Annotated in this window: 19 protein-coding genes; 8 read left to right on the forward strand and 11 right to left on the reverse strand. The window is 43.6% G+C overall.

Annotated elements, in window-relative coordinates; translation table 11 throughout:
• Window positions 1-473 precede the first annotated feature (473 nt).
• Window positions 474-905, reverse strand: a complete 432-nt coding sequence (locus PG418_RS15330; RefSeq protein ID WP_498837645.1) for a hypothetical protein — start codon at window positions 903-905, stop codon at window positions 474-476.
• A 47-nt stretch (window positions 906-952) separates the two neighbouring features.
• Window positions 953-2,131, reverse strand: a complete 1,179-nt coding sequence (locus tag PG418_RS15335) for an AfsR/SARP family transcriptional regulator (RefSeq protein ID WP_498837671.1) — start codon at window positions 2,129-2,131, stop codon at window positions 953-955.
• A 255-nt stretch (window positions 2,132-2,386) separates the two neighbouring features.
• Here PG418_RS15335 and PG418_RS15340 point away from each other — a divergent pair, with 255 nt between their 5' ends.
• From PG418_RS15340 to PG418_RS15370, 7 genes are read left to right on the forward strand one after another with little or no spacing between them, the layout of a single operon-like run.
• Window positions 2,387-3,358, forward strand: a complete 972-nt coding sequence (locus PG418_RS15340; RefSeq protein ID WP_498837646.1) for a transglutaminase-like domain-containing protein — start codon at window positions 2,387-2,389, stop codon at window positions 3,356-3,358.
• Between the two features lie 58 nt (window positions 3,359-3,416).
• The gene (locus PG418_RS15345) at window positions 3,417-4,469 is read left to right on the forward strand and encodes a type II secretion system F family protein (protein ID WP_498837647.1); all 1,053 of its coding nucleotides are present in this window, start codon (window positions 3,417-3,419) and stop codon (window positions 4,467-4,469) included.
• Between the two features lie 12 nt (window positions 4,470-4,481).
• Window positions 4,482-4,820, forward strand: a complete 339-nt coding sequence (locus PG418_RS15350) for a hypothetical protein (protein WP_498837648.1) — start codon at window positions 4,482-4,484, stop codon at window positions 4,818-4,820.
• Between the two features lie 12 nt (window positions 4,821-4,832).
• A complete protein-coding gene (locus PG418_RS15355; protein ID WP_117558089.1) occupies window positions 4,833-5,321 on the forward strand; it encodes a DUF4860 domain-containing protein in 489 nt (162 codons plus the stop codon).
• A gap of 10 nt (window positions 5,322-5,331) precedes the next feature.
• The gene (locus PG418_RS15360; protein WP_498837649.1) at window positions 5,332-5,730 is read left to right on the forward strand and encodes a hypothetical protein; all 399 of its coding nucleotides are present in this window, start codon (window positions 5,332-5,334) and stop codon (window positions 5,728-5,730) included.
• Window positions 5,731-5,734: 4 nt separating this feature from the next.
• Window positions 5,735-6,187: a hypothetical protein gene (locus tag PG418_RS15365; RefSeq protein WP_008371201.1), complete on the forward strand. Its 453-nt coding sequence runs from the start codon at window positions 5,735-5,737 to the stop codon at window positions 6,185-6,187.
• A gap of 19 nt (window positions 6,188-6,206) precedes the next feature.
• Complete coding sequence (locus PG418_RS15370; protein ID WP_498837650.1) at window positions 6,207-7,262, forward strand: type IV pilus twitching motility protein PilT; 1,056 nt, start codon at window positions 6,207-6,209, stop codon at window positions 7,260-7,262.
• Window positions 7,263-7,328: 66 nt separating this feature from the next.
• On the opposite strand, the gene PG418_RS15375 is transcribed toward PG418_RS15370, so the two are convergent.
• The 4 genes from PG418_RS15375 to PG418_RS15390 form a co-directional block, all read right to left on the reverse strand.
• A complete protein-coding gene (locus PG418_RS15375) occupies window positions 7,329-7,676 on the reverse strand; it encodes an Hpt domain-containing protein (RefSeq protein WP_055297464.1) in 348 nt (115 codons plus the stop codon).
• A 141-nt stretch (window positions 7,677-7,817) separates the two neighbouring features.
• Window positions 7,818-9,233, reverse strand: coding sequence for a hypothetical protein (locus tag PG418_RS15380; protein ID WP_498837651.1), 1,416 nt, complete (start codon window positions 9,231-9,233; stop codon window positions 7,818-7,820).
• On the reverse strand, window positions 9,230-9,622 hold the full coding sequence (locus PG418_RS15385) for a GntR family transcriptional regulator (RefSeq protein WP_498837652.1): 393 nt from the start codon (window positions 9,620-9,622) through the stop codon (window positions 9,230-9,232). The genes PG418_RS15380 and PG418_RS15385 overlap by 4 nt, the downstream gene beginning before the upstream one ends.
• Before the next feature lie 178 nt (window positions 9,623-9,800).
• Window positions 9,801-10,580, reverse strand: coding sequence for an HD domain-containing protein (locus PG418_RS15390; RefSeq protein WP_498837653.1), 780 nt, complete (start codon window positions 10,578-10,580; stop codon window positions 9,801-9,803).
• Between the two features lie 316 nt (window positions 10,581-10,896).
• Between PG418_RS15390 and PG418_RS15395 the strand changes: the two genes are divergently transcribed.
• A complete protein-coding gene (locus tag PG418_RS15395) occupies window positions 10,897-11,580 on the forward strand; it encodes a hypothetical protein (protein WP_498837654.1) in 684 nt (227 codons plus the stop codon).
• A 246-nt stretch (window positions 11,581-11,826) separates the two neighbouring features.
• On the opposite strand, the gene PG418_RS15400 is transcribed toward PG418_RS15395, so the two are convergent.
• The 5 genes from PG418_RS15400 to PG418_RS15420 all read right to left on the reverse strand — a co-directional run bounded on the left by PG418_RS15400 (window position 11,827) and on the right by PG418_RS15420 (window position 16,565).
• Window positions 11,827-11,988 carry a hypothetical protein gene (locus tag PG418_RS15400; protein ID WP_173686818.1) on the reverse strand — a complete coding sequence of 54 codons (162 nt, stop codon included), beginning with the start codon at window positions 11,986-11,988 and terminating at the stop codon, window positions 11,827-11,829.
• On the reverse strand, window positions 11,960-12,241 hold the full coding sequence (locus PG418_RS15405) for a nucleotidyltransferase family protein (protein WP_195509272.1): 282 nt from the start codon (window positions 12,239-12,241) through the stop codon (window positions 11,960-11,962). The genes PG418_RS15400 and PG418_RS15405 overlap by 29 nt, the downstream gene beginning before the upstream one ends.
• 12 nt (window positions 12,242-12,253) lie before the next feature.
• Complete coding sequence (locus PG418_RS15410; RefSeq protein ID WP_498837655.1) at window positions 12,254-12,748, reverse strand: GNAT family N-acetyltransferase; 495 nt, start codon at window positions 12,746-12,748, stop codon at window positions 12,254-12,256.
• 335 nt (window positions 12,749-13,083) lie between these two features.
• On the reverse strand, window positions 13,084-14,508 hold the full coding sequence (locus tag PG418_RS15415) for a glycoside hydrolase family 32 protein (protein WP_498837656.1): 1,425 nt from the start codon (window positions 14,506-14,508) through the stop codon (window positions 13,084-13,086).
• Window positions 14,509-14,612: 104 nt separating this feature from the next.
• On the reverse strand, window positions 14,613-16,565 hold the full coding sequence (locus PG418_RS15420) for a PTS sucrose transporter subunit IIABC (protein ID WP_498837657.1): 1,953 nt from the start codon (window positions 16,563-16,565) through the stop codon (window positions 14,613-14,615).
• Between the last annotated feature and the right edge of the window lie 51 nt (window positions 16,566-16,616).

Genomic DNA, 16,616 nt, shown 5'->3' on the forward strand with positions numbered 1-16,616 from the left:
ATGAAAACTTTACACAATAATTATTGTAATTCAAAACAAGGATATTTCTTTTCTTATTATCTGTTACTTTTCTGCTATCTCAATCACTTATAAAAAGTTGCTCTACAATTCTCCATAACCGGTCCTTATACTGCCGGTTGTGGGTTTGTTTGCTATGGCGAGATTTCTTCTTTTGTTTTCTCATTGCTTACCTCCATTATAATAGAAAGCAGTTCATAAGTAAATTCGCCATATCTCATGTTTCATGTAGATATATAATTTTTTCTACAATCAAAGAATTCATATATCATATATGATTCGATTTTCTACATACGCCTATTCAAATGGTACTGGAGTTTTTTGTGAAAAGCAATTAAGAAAGAATAAAATTATAAGATAATTAAAAGGCACCGTCCGATCACATTCCGTGATCAGACAATGCCTGTATAATTCTTATTCATTCATGTAATGATATCTCTCACAATGCCATTCCTTTAAACTAATGCATTGCTGAGAATTTTAAGCAGTTCAAGTACGCTTACAAACTGTTGCGTAGAGTTACCTTCGACCCAGCGGACGATGCCCTGCCAGGATGAATTCTGGCGGTATCTGACATTGAGAAAGAAAGTCCCTTTTTGTCCACGATTCTCGATGAAATCTTCCGGTGACTGTACTTTATCAAGCCGGTCAACACCTGAAAACTGGGTTGAAGTGAAAGAACGTGCGCTGGTGGATGCCTGTGGAAATTCGAGTCTGTCGAAGAAATCATCAGCTAATTCGATCAGCTGAAGGATATTGGTGAATTTCCAGGGTTCTTTGCTGTAGCAGTGATAAATCCGACCGGACAGCTCTCCATCATTAATATTATCAATACACATGTTAATAAAGTTTGGTGCATACCAACTGATTTGATAGCTTTGTTCCATAAATTATCTCCATTTCTGCCCTGCTGCGAAGATAACATGATTGCAGCTTACCAGGTTTTATTCTCAGTATTGAACTGAATCGGTGAATCTTGCCGGTCTACTTCGGCTACAGAGGACACGAAGTAGTCCAGGTACTGCTTCCAGCTTTTATGCTCTCTGGAGAAGTATCTCTGGATTCTGTCGAAAATCATGCTGCAGTTCTCTTTGTTCGTACCAACGAGAAGTATCAGAAACTGTGATGGGCTGTATTTGGTAAAGGAGTCTCCTTTACGCAGACACTGCTGGATCGTATTCTGAAGCTCACCTGAAAGAACTTCAAGCTTCTCCGGCTTGTCCATCGGCATTCCTTTTCCGTTGGTGATGCTACATAACATTAAGTATACGGACTGTCCGTTCCTCTCAATGATTCGGGAAACGAGACGGTAACTGTCACGGAAACTTGGCAGGCTGCAGTAAAAAGCACCGCCGCGTATATCGCCCTCTTTCAGACGTTCCTTGATGTCGCCGAGTTCCTGTGGTTTGTAGTTAAGGCGGCTGCTCATCTGCTCGAACTGCTGCATCATATGTTCAGAAGGGCGGATTCCAAGCTCTTCGAAAAATAATTTGGCAGTGTTCTCATATTCCTGCACAGCATCCTTATAGCGGTTCAATGCCATATAGCAGTCGATGCGGACGGATTGCCATTCATCGAACGGATATAACTGGCATGCCGGCTCACAGAAACGAAGTGTCTCTTCATAATCTCCGCGTTCGATCAGAAGCTTACAGAGTTCCTGAAGGGATTCGGAATAAATATTCTTATATTGTACGCTTTCAACAAGAACCCATTCATCTCCTGAAAGTTCTGGAAGAAATTCCCCACGGTACATCAGACAGATCTTCTTAAGAAGTTCCAGCTTTTTTACCTTATCGGTACACGCATGCACGTCTTTTGACAGAACCTTAAACTGATGTGCATCAACTTCGGTCGGCATCGGAGCATCCCATCGGTAAATACCTTTTTTGATGTTGATATAATCATGGCTCGGAAGTCCGGCATCTACGATGATCTTTTTAAGACGGTGTGCGGTTACCCGAAGGTTGTTGGCAGCATCGGCAAGTTCTTCTCTTCCGTATAATTCATCAAGAAGCTTATCTCTGGAGATACCGTTATCGCCATGGTAGAGTAATATCTGCAACAATTTCATTGCTTTTGTCGTTGTGTTGCGTCCGAATGATACGGGAATCTCTCCCTAGCTTGCTGAGAATCCTCCGAATAAACGAACCTTTAAGACAGGTAAATGATCACTCATAAATTAACCCCCAATTTTACTATTGTGATGGTTTATAACTGATTTCTATTGTAATGGTCTTTGATTTCTTTGTCAAATAAATTAAAGCAGTTTAGACCAAATAACTTCTTTTAATGTTTTGATTATGCTATAATTTTTCTAGTTGAGTTTTTGGGACTGTTTCACTGTGGAAAAGAAAGGAGGAATTCTGTGCGGCAGAACGATTTATATGAACAAAAAAGACGCTGGCAGAGGATTTTTCTTTTCTTTTTTCTGCTATTTCTGACAGGTGTACTGATACCTGGTGGATGTGCATCGGGGGGGAAAAAAAGCCAGTCCGGGGAAAAGGGGGATCCGAGAGATCCATCGGCGCAGGTGCTTCAGACGGAGGCTTCCGGTGAAGTGACATATGGAAATGACCTGGTTGTACTGGATGCATCCCATACGGCAGATGGCTATGTGATGATCTGTTATAATGGAAGTAATGAAAAAGTCAAGCTCCAGGTGACATCCCCGGATGGCACAGAGTATACCTATCCGGTTACGGTTGTTGGTGATTATGCGGTTTATCCGCTTCCGGGCGGGAATGGTTCTTATAAGGTAACACTTCTGGAGAGTGTGTCTGTAGAGGACAATCTGTATGCGGTAAGCTTTACCCAGGATCTGGACGTACAGATCACAGATGAATTTGCCCCGTTTCTGCATCCGAATTATTATGTAAATTTCACGGCAGATTCTAAGTGTGTAAAAAAGGGTGAGAGTCTTGCAGGAAAGGACTGCTATTCTGATCTGGATGTGATAACGCGGATTTATAATTTTGTAATTAAAAATATTTCCTATGATAAAAAGAAAGCGGAGAATGTTCCGTATGGGTACACACCGGATCCGGATGAGACACTGGATACAGGGAAAGGAATCTGTTTTGATTATGCGGCGTTGATGTCGGCAATGCTCCGGTCGCAGCGGATTCCGACGAAGCTGGAGGTTGGCTATTCCGGTGATGTGTATCATGCATGGATCAGCTGTTATGTTGATGAGATCGGCTGGGTGGATAACATCATTGAATTTGACGGAAAGAACTGGTCGATCATGGATCCGACACTTGCTGCAAACAACAGTGCTTCGGATGTGAAGAAGTATGTGGGAAATGGAAAGAATTATGTCACAAAGTATACCTATTAGATAAAAGGAAGCCGGATAAGAAGAATGTGGCAGGAATGTGAAAAGGAGGATGGCATATATGGAAAAGCGGACACAGCAGGGAAAGCTTACGAATCTGGAAATTGCTTCGTTCTGCAGTGAAATGGCAATGATCCTGAAGTCTGGGATTTCTTCCCTGGAGGGAGTTGATCTTCTCCGGGAGGATGCGCAGACGAAGGCAGAAAAAGAGCTGCTGGATGAGATTTATCAGTCAGTGATGGATACGGGCAGGCTGGATCAGGCGCTGGAAGAGACGAAAGTATTTCCGGAGTATCTGATCCGTATGACGCAGATCGGAGAAGAGACAGGAACTTTAGATGAAGTAATGGAATCTCTGGCGGAGCATTATGACCGAGAGGAAGCGATCAGGAGAAGTGTCCGGAGTGCCATCTCCTACCCTCTTCTGATGATCGGGATGATGCTGGTGATCATTATCATTTTGATGACAAAGGTTATGCCGGTATTTGATCAGGTGTTCCGCCAGTTTGGTCAGGAAATGACCGGATTTTCAAGAGGGATCCTGCTTGCAGGCAATGCTCTTTCCAGATATTCGGCGGTGTTTGCGGTACTTTTGGCGGTGATCGTCTGTGCGGGTATTTATTTTACAAAGACAGAGAGCGGCAGAAAGAAACTGTATCACATCGGATCCGGGTTTGCATTTTCAAGGGAGCTGAAGGATAAGCTGTCGGCATGCCGGTTTGCCGGAGGAATGTCACTGGCACTGAAAAGCGGACTGACGCCGGAACAGGGAATGGAATTTTCAGAGAACCTGATCGAGGATGATGATTTCCGGAAGAAAGTAGCAGAATGCAAAGCGGATATGGAAAATGGAACGGATATCGCAGAGGCACTGGTGAAAGCCGGAATCTTCACAGGTGTTTATGCGCGGATGACATCCATTGCCGGGAAAGCCGGAATGATGGATGAGATGATGGGAAGGATTGCCGATGAGTGTGAGGAGGGAGTGGATGAAAAGCTTTCTTCTATGATCGCAGTTCTGGAACCGACGCTGGTGATCATCCTGTCGGTGATCGTCGGAACGATCCTTCTGTCGGTTATGCTTCCGCTTCTTGGAATTATGTCAGGACTTTAGGAGGCGTATGCTATGTGGAGAAAAGAACGGGAACGGTTTTATCACGGAAAACGGCAGCGCCCACTTCGGAATTTCTGTCTGTCCCTTCTGCTGTTTGTATGTATCTGCAGTGCTTTTTTCAGTGGATTTGAAAGGCTTTCGGACACGACAAGACGCAGGCAGAAGGAAAGTCTGGAAAATGCACTCTGGCGTGGTGTGACGCAGTACTATGCGCTGGAAGGACGCTATCCGGAGACGCTTGATGATCTGACGGAAAACTGTGGGATCCAGTATGACAAGAAGCAGTTTTTTATTGATTATCAGATTGCCGGTGCCAATATTCTTCCGGACATTACGGTGATCGAACGATAGGAGGAAATGGACATGAAGCGTAGAAATGAAAAAAAGCATGTGATTGATTTTCTTTTTCCTCTTGCAGTCTTTTTCGTGCTGGCGGCATCATCGGTCGCCATTGTGGTTCTTGCATCGGGATTTTACAGCCGGCAGGTGAAGGCCTCGTCGGATTCCTATTCGGGACGGACGGCACTTGCCTATGTGACGGAGAAAATGCACCAGAATGATGAAAATGGTGCGATAGCAGATGGAACTTTCGATGGGGAAAATGCTCTCGTGATTCGGCAGCGTTATGATGAGAAGGATTATGTGACATATCTGTATGCGTATGATGGATACTTAAGAGAGCTTTTTATCCGGGATGGAACGGAAGCAAAAGCATCCGATGGACGGAAGATCCTGGAAACAAAGGACTTCGAGGCTAAGGAAACTTCAGATGGGATTTTTCATCTGTATTGTGAAAATGAAGACGGGAAAAAGACAGATACATTTGTCAGTGTGAAGAGCGCTGCAAGATAGGAGAAGATTTATGGAACGGACACCGGCAAAGCGTTCCAGCCTGTTTTTGCTGGAACTGATGATTGCAATTTTATTTTTCTGCCTTGCTTCTGCGGTGTGTGTGCAGATTTTTGTGAAGGCGCACACGATCAGCCGCGAGACACAGGAACTGAATACGGCGCTTGAGAAGGTTTCCGGGTATACAGAGCTTTTTCTTGCGGATGCGCTGACGGAGGACACGGAGGTCTTCTATGACGCAGACTGGCAGGAATGCAGTAAGGATGAGGCTTCGTATGAGATCGTGATCCAGGTGGAGCCGGATGGAAAGCTTTTGCATGGAACATTTACGGTGCAGCGCCTGTCCGGAGAACAGCCGGAAGAAATCTATTCGGTGGAAACAGACCGGATGACAGGCACGGAAAGGGAGTGACAGGATGAAGAGAAAGAAAAGGGGATCATACCCGGGGATTCAGATCGGAACGTCGTACCTGCTTGTGATCTTTGTAATCCTGTGTCTGGTGACATTTGCCACACTCTCACTGTCAAGTGCAAAAAGGGATCAGAGTTATAGTCAGCAACTTGCCGGCCGGGAAACGGCGTATTGTGAGGCAAATGCAAAAGCGGCGCAGATCATGGCGCAGATCGATGATGCATTTGCAAAAGAGGATCCTGTATTTGCAATTCGGCAGATTGAGGGCGTGACAGCTGAAGAAGACGGAGCGAATCTGGATATTTCCTATGTGGTTCCGGTCACGGACAGTCAGAATCTGGAAGTCGAGATCCTGGCAGATCCGGTAAAGGGAACGCAGAAGGTTGTAAAATGGAAAGAGTCAGCATCTGAGAAATGGGAAGAAAAGTCAACACTTCCGGTCCTTGGAAGTGACTGATGCGAAAGGAGTTTGAGCTATGGATATCATTGTACTGCTTCAGCAGGCAGTTTTAAATCATGCATCGGATATATTTGTTGTAGCAGGTCTTCCGGTTTCTTATCGGGCAAATGGAAGAATCTGCAGGGAGAAGGAAGAAAAGCTGATGCCGCCGCAGACGAAAGAATGCGTTGAGGAATTATATAAGCTGGCAGGAGGACGGGACATCCGGGTTCTTGAAGAAAAAGGAGATGATGATTTTTCTTTTGCTGTTCCGGGACTTTCGAGATTCCGTGTCAGTGCGTACAAACAGAGGGGGGCGCTCTCAGCCGTTATCCGTGTGATCACATTTGAACTGCCGGAGCCGAATGAGATCGGGATTCCGGACCCGGTGATGAGCTTTTATAACCTGTCAAAAGGTCTGGTGCTTGTGACGGGTCCGGCGGGAAGTGGAAAATCTACTACGCTTGCCTGTCTGGTGGATAAGATCAATCATTCAATGGAAAAGCATATCATTACGCTGGAAGATCCGATTGAGTATCTGCACCGGCATGATAAAAGTATTGTAAGCCAGAGGGAGATCAACGTGGCTACGGAAAGCTACGTCAATGCGCTACGTGCTTCGCTCCGGCAGAGCCCGGATGTGATCCTGCTTGGTGAAATGCGTGATTATGAGACGATCGATGTGGCAATGACAGCAGCGGAAACCGGGCATCTGGTATTTTCTACCCTGCATACGATCGGAGCAGCAAATACGGTTGACCGTATCATTGATGTATTTCCGGCAAACCAGCAGAGGCAGATTGCAGTTCAGTTGTCCATGGTATTGCAGGCTGTAATTTCACAGCAGCTTGTGCCGACAGTGGATGGAAAACAGGTCCCGGTATTTGAGATCATGACGATCACTCCGGCGATCCGCAATATGATCCGCGACAATAAGGTTCCGCAGATTGATGGAGTCGTGTATTCGTCTAATAAAGAAGAAATGCATTCGATGGATTTTGGTCTTCTGAATCTGTATAAAGATGGGAGGATCACGGCGGAGACGGCTCTCTCCTATGCATCAAATCCGGAAATGCTGAAGAAAAAGCTATAGAAAAACATAACAGGAAGGGGCTGCGGTGAAGCAGTCTCTTCCTGTTTATCGTCAGTGTTTTAAGATTTAGCCAAGGGCTGCAATTGCTTCGATCACGATATCATACTGTTTTTTGACATCGGCAATCAAACCGTCAAGGTTGTCGTATTCCTGGCTGCGGAGCTTTTCAGTCAGAGCACTGCTGACATTGTAAAGTGCAGTAAATCCAAGGTTTACGGCAACACCTTTTAAGGTATGCATTGCACGAAATGCGGTTTCGTAGTCCTTTTTAGCCCAGGATTCTTCAAATAAAGCCATATTGTTGTCCTGCGGAAATTTGAGGACAAATTTGCGTACCATATTTTCATTCATAAACCGGTGAAGAATATCATTATAGTCGCCACCAATTTTTACATAACATTCTTGAAGTGTCATTGTCGACAGTCCTTTCTGAACTTTTTTATCTTTGTGAAATCCGTATATTTTTGCCCCCAACATTTTAACATGATTGTAGCATGACATGTTACGCTTTACAAGATATTTCGTATTATGCATTGTCATGGTAATGAAAAAGGCTTATTTATTCGAAGAAATTGCATCATTTAACTGATCGTACCATTCTTTAGTCTGTGCTTCGTTGCTGCTGTTCAGAAAAATGGTGGTATCTGTTGTCTTTATCTGAAGAATCGGAGGATGTTCAATCCAGATATACATCTGGCAATGTCCGGTTTTGCTGCCACGGAAATTACCGAGAAGTTTGCTGTTATCTTCGGAGCCATCAGACCGGTAGAATTTTTCATCCGGCAGATTGTCCAGAAGAGTTACTGATTCCACATCGGCAAGAGCAAAGGTTGCTGTTTTGTAGCCGGATGTAATAGAATACTGGGCAGCATTTTCCGTCAGGCGGATCGGTGTAAAATCGATCCGGATACAGAGGATACACATCCAGAGGAGAAGAAGCCCGGTGCCGACGAGCATTCCTCCGGTGACATATTTCGCAGAAGGGTGTCCGTAGTTTAGAGAATAATTCATGCTGTTCACACGGTCCTGTACAAAATACCGTTTGTCATTTGGATTGTTGTACCAGCCTTTCCGCCAGTAATAGTCATCATCAATATAAAATGGTGTGCTGTCCTGGGAGAGAATCCGCTCTTTTTCCTTACGCAGCCAGAAAAACATGATCAATATGATGGCAGCCGGTATCAGTTCGAGGAAAATGTAGATGCCCATTCCAACTCCGCCAATCCAGTTGCTGGATGCAATATCCCGGATGATCCCGAGATAGGCGCCGGTATTGCAAATGTTGGAGACAAAAAGGAATATGGTGTATAAACGCTTTTCCAGTGCATTGATCTGCAGGTTGATCTGTGAATTTTCACTGTAAATTTTGTTTGGCATATGGGCGAATAAATAGCCGGTACCCATGTAAGCTGCCGCGACAAGAATTGTGCAGAGAAGCATGACTCTTCCATCACTTTCGGTCAGCAGATAAGTACGGACCTGTGGGAAAAACAGAGGGATCAGAATCACTGCAGCCGGGATCAGATGAAGCTTTGCCGGCAGTATCTTTTTCGCAATTTGTGAGGAAGTGCGGGTATCCACTGCAGCGGACACATCTGCATTTGCTGAGCTGATCCATCCATTTTTCTGCTTAATGTCGTATACTTTCTGGTGATAATGATAGACACGGAGGATGGTAAGAAGGCAGAATTCTACGAACCACAGTGTCCATACGGTAATAAAAATAGAAAAGTAAGTAAAGCAAAGCAGGCATACCGCAATTCCTGCAAGCATGTTCCACAAATAAAACTGGCGGTTGTGCTTTTTATAAAGCTGGAGAAGCTCTTTTACGTCGGGATGTTCAAGCTCAGATTTAGGAATATGGACTCCCATCAGCATTCCTTCCCGGTATTTTGCAATATTTCCATAGACTCCGGCAAAGATGCCGACCATGGAAATGTCTGTAATTAAAAATATAATCAGCATCATCATTTCGCTGTTACCTCCATTTCGTTAAATGCTCTTTGGCAGAGTTTCAGGAAGTCGGTCAAAGTCATGCCGTGGAACTTTGCTTCTGCGCTTAAAAGTTCCAGTTCATCTGCCAGCTTTTCGTCAAAGCGGTTATCTTGTGGAGCAGAGGAAGTGGGATAACAGATGGTTGTTCCCTTACGGCGGTCTGTCTCGAGGAAGCCTTCTGTTTTCAAAAGCTGGTAAGCTTTGCTGACGGTCATGGTGTTGATACCGAGATCGGTTGCCATCTGGCGGACGGTCGGAAGCGATTCCCCCGGCTCAAATTCCCCTCGCCCGATTCCTTTGATAATCTCGTTGCGCAGCTGAAGGTAGATCGGGACTTCGGACTGCATGTTGATCTTGATGATCATATATCGGCATCTCCTTTCTGTGAGATTTGATTGTATTATACCACGTAATACAAATAATACAATAGGAGGATAAAAAAACAGGAAAATGATGTACACGCTTTCAAGGTGCAAATAAATCTTAGAATTTCCTCCTATAAAAGCGCGTATGTCAGTTCCTTGATTTCGTGAACTAAGAAGGTTAAGATAACCGATTGCCTGTATATGAGTTAATAAACTTCTGCATATAAGTCCGAATTTTTTCCATTTGTTTTTTTGTAGAAGGATTGCTATACGGAATCCTGTCAATAATGCGGTTTAAGTAGTTATTTTCCGCTATAATATCAAAGCTTTCTTTGAAGTTAATGTCAAAGAAATAGACGATATAAGATACCCAGTAATCCATCTGTGTGACGCGGTCTGCGGAAAGGATACATTTGTTTTTAAAAACTGTTTCGTATACCTTTTGGGTTATATCCTGCGTACCGAGTTCTTCTTCAGAAACGTTAATAAAGGTACTTGTGGAGTCTACGAGCTTTACCCGGCAGTTGTCCAGCTTGTCCTCATCACGGATCAGCTTTGCGTGTAAAAGTGTCTGCGGATCTGAAATCTCAGGGAGTTCATAATCGCTGTGATGGGCGATTGCAGTGTAAATGATGGAGTCCCATTTATCATCCGGAAGAAAGCGGCGGATCATGCCTTCATCAAAAAGCACCTTTACACCGTAAGCAGCGTGATCCATTGTGCCCGGCTCAAAGCTGTCATAGCGCTTTAACTGTTCAAAACGTCCGATGTCGTGAAGGAGTGCAATCAGCCTTGCAAGATCGGTGTCTTCGGGGGAAAGATGCATCCTTCTGGCAAGCTCTTCTGCCTGTTTTACAACGCCGTAGGTGTGGATGATTTTTAATTTTATGCGGTCATTTTCGCGGTCGTATCCGTTAAGGTAAGATTCAAATTCTTGTTGTGCGAGTTGGTAGTACATGAAGTTAAACCTCCTGGAAATATATGGTTAGTGATTAAAAGCTTTATGAATATGATAACACAAATTTTATTATTTTTTAATTGTTTCTGCCAAGAGAAACCAGTATTATTTAAAATAAGGCGAATGTAGAAAATCAAATCATATATAGATATGAGTGTATTTATTGTAGATAAAATTTTATATCTACACGAAACATGAGTTATGACGAATTTACTTATTAACCTTTTTCGATTATAATGGAGACAGAAATGAGAAAACAAAAGAAAAAGATTCGTCATAACAAACAAACTCATAACCGGCAATATAAAGACCGATTATGAAAAATGATGTATCCTTTCTGGTTGGTGGTACAATGAATCTGTATGAACATCAAAGTACCTTTAATCCCAATATGCCACTACGTGGCGTGTTCTATTTCGGAAGGCTATATCAGGGATATGTAGCAAAGAATGATCTGGATATATACGGAGAAAAAAGGCTACGGCTCCCGATACCGAAGTACATTGTTTTTTATAATGGAACAAAGGATGAACCAGATTCAATGGAATTAAAGCTGTCTGATTGTTTTGAAGCGACAGATGATGAAAAATCGTGTCTGGAATGTACAGCGATTATGCTGAATATCAATTATGGTCATAATCAGGAGCTGATGCATCAGTGCAGACGGCTGGAGGAGTATGCAATATTTGTGCGATGTGTCAGGAAATATATGCAGTTGGAAGATACAATGGAAGATGCGGTTTCTAAAGCAATGGATGCCTGTATCAGGCAGAATGTGTTGACGGATTTTTTGAAGAAACATCGAGCGGAGGTGTTGGAAATGATTTTGACAACATATAATAAAAAATTGCATGAGAAGACGTTGAGAAGAGAAGGGCGTGATGCGATTAATCAATTGAATGCTTTGTTGTTGAAAGAGCAACGTTATGAGGAGTTGGAGCGCTCAACGAAAGATCCCGAATATCAAGAAAAGCTTCTGAAAGAATATGGAATAGAGTAAGATAAGAATCCCGTGTCTGATTGCAGGATAAAGTGCAAGTTACTTTCTCCTGCGCCGGACACCTGTTTATATTCTGGCAGATGATATTTTTGTTGGATTGAATACAATTCTGGTCGCCAGAGGATTCGGATTTTTCTGGTGAGGTCAACGTGAGGATTCGCCTGCATTTCCCGGACAACATTTTTCAATTATGTTGATATCATTTGAAGTTGCTTTGCGTATCATTTGTGTGTCATCCTTTTTTATTTATGAATGAAAAATAGATTCTACTTTTTTCTGGTAGTCGTATAATTTGTCAATGTAGACATGAATGATTGTCTGACAGTAATTTGTAACGATCGTACCATCGTAATCATGTGCCAGTGAATTTTTAAAGGATTCAAATCTTTTTGTAAATTTCTCGTCCATATTTTCTTATATCCTCCAATAATAACTGATTTCCACATTCATCAAGATTGACAAGGTCTATTGTGTATAAAGTGGGTAAATTATCAAGCTCTTCCCGTAGATTTTCTGTATCTGGAATACCGGATACGGCGATGTCAATATCACTTCGTTCTGTCACAGTCCCTTTGGCACGGGAACCAAAAAGAATGACGGTAGAAGCAGAATATTTTTTTGCCAGATTTATAATTTCTTCTAAAATACTATTGATTGTCATAAAAATGCCTCTCTATTCAGATATCCTAATAAATTCATAAGCGATCCGCGGAGTCCCGTCATTGACGTAAATAATCCCACATTCTTCAAATCCATTCTGCTTAAAGCAAGCCTGCATTGGTTGATTATCCTTGTGGGTATCTACACGCAGATGTGAGATTTGTGTCTTGCAAAAATCAAAGCAAGCCCGTGCAATCCCTTTGGTTGTTCCGTCAGATGCAAGGCGGTGAACGGTTCCGTATGGAGCCTCGGAACGCCAGCTTCCATTTTCAATGAGTTGATAGTTCGGCTCGTCTCCGATGATAAGTGTAAAAGTGGCAACGACCTTATCATTTTCTACGCAGACATAACTGTTACCATTTTGGATATCCGGTTCGAGATCTTCGAGAGCCGGATAATTTGCATTCCATTGTGTCGGGTTTCCGGTTGTGTGCATGAACTGGCGTGCGGTGTCAAAAATATTTAAAATCGTGTCTACATCTTCTGGAAGTGTTTTTCTGATTAACATAGTGTTTCGTTACCTTTATCTGTTTTTTGCTGTATATGAAGTATAACATTTGAAATAAAAAAAGAAAAGGTGGAGAAGAAGGGATTTCTGGAAGCGGTAAGGATTTTGCTTTCAGAAAAAATATGCTGTTTGAGTCTTTGCGTGAGAAGCTGGAAAGCTATCAGGAATTGAACAGTATGCTCTATTCGCTTTTATTTACGGGAAAAGCAATTGTGTAACAATCAGAATTAAAAAATGCCAGGCAGGATACAGCATGCAAAGGAGGAAAAGGGATTGCTGTACCCCGTCTGGCGTTTTCGTATACGGGAAGCTTTGGGGAATTGCCCATATACGATTTACTGAATTTTATCGAATGTAATGTGGGCACTTGGGGAATGCACCACAATCTTATAATCATTTGGATAATATCTTGTAGAGAATACGAATTCTCCGTCATTTACAAATACTTCAACGGAAGAAGTATCTGCAAGGATTTTTACATTTTCCAGAGTGCCGACTTCGGCGTAGCGAAGGCTTCTGCCTGCGGATACGGAAGTTTTACTTTTGGTTGTGAAATGCATCTGGAACCGTCCATTCTCATAGTCAAGGATCAGTTTATCTGAAAGGACAGCCTGGAAATGATTCTCCTTAATTCCATCTACATTTACTTCATATACCGGGCAGCCGCTCTGGGTAAGTTCATTCTGAACATCCTGAAGCTGTTGTTTTTTTGCATCCAGCTCGCGAACCGGTTTCTGGCAGACTTTGCCATCTTTTATGAAGACTTCTCTTGGAAATGTAAAGCAGTGCTGCCATCCGTCTTTGATGGTCGGATTGGTATATTCTTCGCAATCCGGCATTCCCATCCAGCTGATATGGATGCGTCTTCCATCTTCTGCTTCGAAGCTCTGCGGAGCGTAATAGTCAAAACCATAATCCCACAGATGATATGGGGATAATTTGTAGGAATCTAAAATGTCGCCGTCTACAAGGAAGTAACCGGACTGGTATACATTTCGGTCAGCCCACTCTTTGCCTTCCAGGCCCTGGACAGAGGAGGAAAGGATTTTGATGCCGTCCGTTTCAAAATAATCCGGGCATTCCCACATATAACCGAAAGGTTTTTCGGATTCTACACGGCTGCGGAAGTGCCAGTTTATTTTATCGGAGGATTCAAAAATCAGTGCCTGACCGACATCATTTTTAGTACGTGCGCCCTGGATCATGTAGTAGGTATCGTCCTTTTTCCAGACCTTCGGATCGCGCACATGGCAGGTCAGGTCAGAAGGATAATCGCTGTTGCGGAGCAGTTCTTTTTTGCTGCCAAAATGGATTCCGTCTTTGGTTGTGACGAGTACGGTATTTGACTCACGGCCGGTGTTGATATAATCAAAATCTCCATCTTCCAGCTTGACATTTCCGGTGTAGTAAAGATACATTGTACCGTCTTCGAGGAAGGCAGATCCGGAATATACACCGTGGCAGTCAAATGGCTGATCCGGGTAGAGGGATACACCTTTGTATTCCCAGTCGATCAGATTGGTGCTGGTGTAATGACCCCACATTTTCACACCGCCTTCGGCGTTAAATGGGGAGTACTGGAAAAATGCGTGGAACACACCATCCATCTGACAAAGTCCGTTCGGATCGTTGAGCCAGCCAACCGGAGGCATCAGGTGCAGCTTCTCGCGGAACTGTGTGCCGGATGTCTGTTCTTTTGCTGTCTGGTTCTCTTCTGCTGTATTTACTAAGTTTACAAGATCTCTGGTTAATGCGTTCATATTGATTCACTCCTGGAAATAGTTCCGCAGGCAACGGTCCGGAAAACGTATTGATTCCGACACCCGCTGCGGGAGACAAATCTGATTATTTGTCATGAGTTATTTTATTTTGTAAGTTTCATAACAGATGATTTACCGGTTACAGTGCCGGGTGCGGCACATTCTACAGAATCATACAGATCTGTATTGGTAAGGATCATCATGGTTGTTGCCGGATGTCCGGCTTCTTTTATTGCATTTAAATCTGCTTCGATCAGCACGTCTCCGGCGTGTACTTTTGCACCGTCAGATACTTTCTTTGTAAATCCATTTCCATCCATTTTTACAGTGTCGATTCCGACATGGATCAGAAGCTCTGCGCCGCCGTCAGTCAGGATGCATACTGCGTGACCGGTATCAAAAATGCTTACGATTTCGCCATCACAAGGTGCGGTGATGATGCCGTCAGCAGGTTCGATCGCTACAGTTTTTCCAAGGACTTCTGCTGCAAATGTATCGTCTGCGATCTGATCATTTGGAATGATCTTTCCATTTATCGGAGCATTTAACACTTCTTCGGAAGAAGTGGTTTTTGTATTGCCTGAAGCTGTTTTAGTTTCGGAAGCAGCAGATTCTTCGCTGTCTGTTTCCTCAACAGAAGCTGCAACAGTAACAGGAGCTTCTACGACTGGTTCTTTCTTTTTGTCTTTGTAAAGTGCGAAGGATACTGCAAATGCAACACCGACTGCGATTGTCATCTCAATGACGTACTGAAGTGGCTGGTTCAGGCAGAGCAGGATTCCGAAGATACCGGTTACACCTGTTCCTTTTGCACCGAGGTGAACAAGGGAAGCATAAAGGGCTCCGCATCCTCCACCGATGCATCCGGCGATAAATGGTTTAAAGAATCTTAAGTTTACACCAAAGATTGCAGGTTCTGTAATTCCCATAAATGCACTGAGTGATGATGGAAGTGCAAGGGATTTGATCTTTTGGTCTTTTGATTTTACAGCAACGGCAAGTGCTGCTGCACCCTGTGCCACGTTTGCTGCACTTGCGAGTGGCAGCCAGTAGGTTACACTGTATTTTGCAAGCTGTCCGATATCGATGGCTGTGTACATCTGATGGATACCGGTAACAACGGTCGGTGCATATAAACTACCCATGATCAGACTTCCAAGTCCGAGTGGAAGTGTCAGCATCCACTGGATTGCTCCGAGGATTGCATTTTCAGCCCATACGAAGATTGGTCCGACGATGGAAAGTGTAAGGTATCCGGTTACGAATACGCTGACAAGCGGTGTGACAAAAAGGTCTAAAACTTCCGGTACGATCTTGTGAAGCTTTTTTTCAAGTACGGATAAGATCCATACAGCGATGACAACCGGAATAACGTGTCCCTGATAGCCGACCATGTCAATGTGATACAGTCCGAAGAACACGCTCTGTGTCTGCTGAACACCTTCTGTTGCAACTGTGTAGGCGTTCTGCAGGGACGGATGGATCATGATCATACCGATAACTGCGCCAAGGTAAGGATTTGCGCCAAATGCTTTTGCAGCGGAGAATGCAATCAGGATCTGCAGGAATGTGTAAGCAATGTTACTGAAAAGGGTTGCAAATACATAAATCGAGCTGGTTGTGCTGATGTGTAAGAACCCGTTACTGTTCATGAAATCCAGTGCGTTCATGATTCCCATAAGGAAACCGCTGGCTACGATCGCCGGGATGATCGGTACGAAAATGTCTCCCAGAAGCTTGATGGCTTTCATAAACCAGTTCTGCTTTTCGGCAGCAGCTTCTTTCGCTTCTGCTTTCGTGCTGGCTGTGATGCCTGCGATTGCAATAAATTCATCAAATACTTTGTTGACGGTTCCTGTTCCGAGAATGATCTGGAGCTGTCCGGATGCTTCAAATACACCCTTTACTCCGTCTACATTCTCAAGTGCTGGCTTATCCGCTTTCGAGTTGTCTGCAATGACAAGGCGAAGTCTGGTAGCACAATGGGCAGCAGATACGATGTTCTTACTTCCACCCACATGATTCAGAATTTCCTTTGCGGTTTTTCTGTAATCCATATTCTCTCCTCCTTTAGATACAATGTGTAATCGATTTCATATCTTATGCTT

The sequence above is a fragment of the Bariatricus sp. TF06-38A genome, assembly GCF_027690675.1.
In the GTDB taxonomy this organism is placed as follows: Bacteria; Bacillota; Clostridia; order Lachnospirales; family Lachnospiraceae; genus Allocoprococcus; species Allocoprococcus comes.

Excerpts from the sequence above, each read along its gene's own strand:
- PG418_RS15390 (WP_498837653.1), bottom strand. The coding sequence starts at position 10,580 with ATGTACTACCAACTCGCACAACAAGAATTTGAATCTTACCTTAACGGA.
- PG418_RS15395 (WP_498837654.1), top strand. The coding sequence starts at position 10,897 with ATGAAAAATGATGTATCCTTTCTGGTTGGTGGTACAATGAATCTGTAT.
- PG418_RS15385 (WP_498837652.1), bottom strand. The coding sequence starts at position 9,622 with ATGATCATCAAGATCAACATGCAGTCCGAAGTCCCGATCTACCTTCAG.
- PG418_RS15370 (WP_498837650.1), top strand. The coding sequence starts at position 6,207 with ATGGATATCATTGTACTGCTTCAGCAGGCAGTTTTAAATCATGCATCG.
- PG418_RS15345 (WP_498837647.1), top strand. The coding sequence starts at position 3,417 with ATGGAAAAGCGGACACAGCAGGGAAAGCTTACGAATCTGGAAATTGCT.
- PG418_RS15420 (WP_498837657.1), bottom strand. The coding sequence starts at position 16,565 with ATGGATTACAGAAAAACCGCAAAGGAAATTCTGAATCATGTGGGTGGA.
- PG418_RS15350 (WP_498837648.1), top strand. The coding sequence starts at position 4,482 with ATGTGGAGAAAAGAACGGGAACGGTTTTATCACGGAAAACGGCAGCGC.
- PG418_RS15355 (WP_117558089.1), top strand. The coding sequence starts at position 4,833 with ATGAAGCGTAGAAATGAAAAAAAGCATGTGATTGATTTTCTTTTTCCT.
- PG418_RS15410 (WP_498837655.1), bottom strand. The coding sequence starts at position 12,748 with ATGTTAATCAGAAAAACACTTCCAGAAGATGTAGACACGATTTTAAAT.
- PG418_RS15380 (WP_498837651.1), bottom strand. The coding sequence starts at position 9,233 with ATGATGATGCTGATTATATTTTTAATTACAGACATTTCCATGGTCGGC.
- PG418_RS15400 (WP_173686818.1), bottom strand. The coding sequence starts at position 11,988 with ATGGACGAGAAATTTACAAAAAGATTTGAATCCTTTAAAAATTCACTG.
- PG418_RS15375 (WP_055297464.1), bottom strand. The coding sequence starts at position 7,676 with ATGACACTTCAAGAATGTTATGTAAAAATTGGTGGCGACTATAATGAT.
- PG418_RS15365 (WP_008371201.1), top strand. The coding sequence starts at position 5,735 with ATGAAGAGAAAGAAAAGGGGATCATACCCGGGGATTCAGATCGGAACG.
- PG418_RS15405 (WP_195509272.1), bottom strand. The coding sequence starts at position 12,241 with ATGACAATCAATAGTATTTTAGAAGAAATTATAAATCTGGCAAAAAAA.
- PG418_RS15360 (WP_498837649.1), top strand. The coding sequence starts at position 5,332 with ATGGAACGGACACCGGCAAAGCGTTCCAGCCTGTTTTTGCTGGAACTG.
- PG418_RS15330 (WP_498837645.1), bottom strand. The coding sequence starts at position 905 with ATGGAACAAAGCTATCAAATCAGTTGGTATGCACCAAACTTTATTAAC.
- PG418_RS15415 (WP_498837656.1), bottom strand. The coding sequence starts at position 14,508 with ATGAACGCATTAACCAGAGATCTTGTAAACTTAGTAAATACAGCAGAA.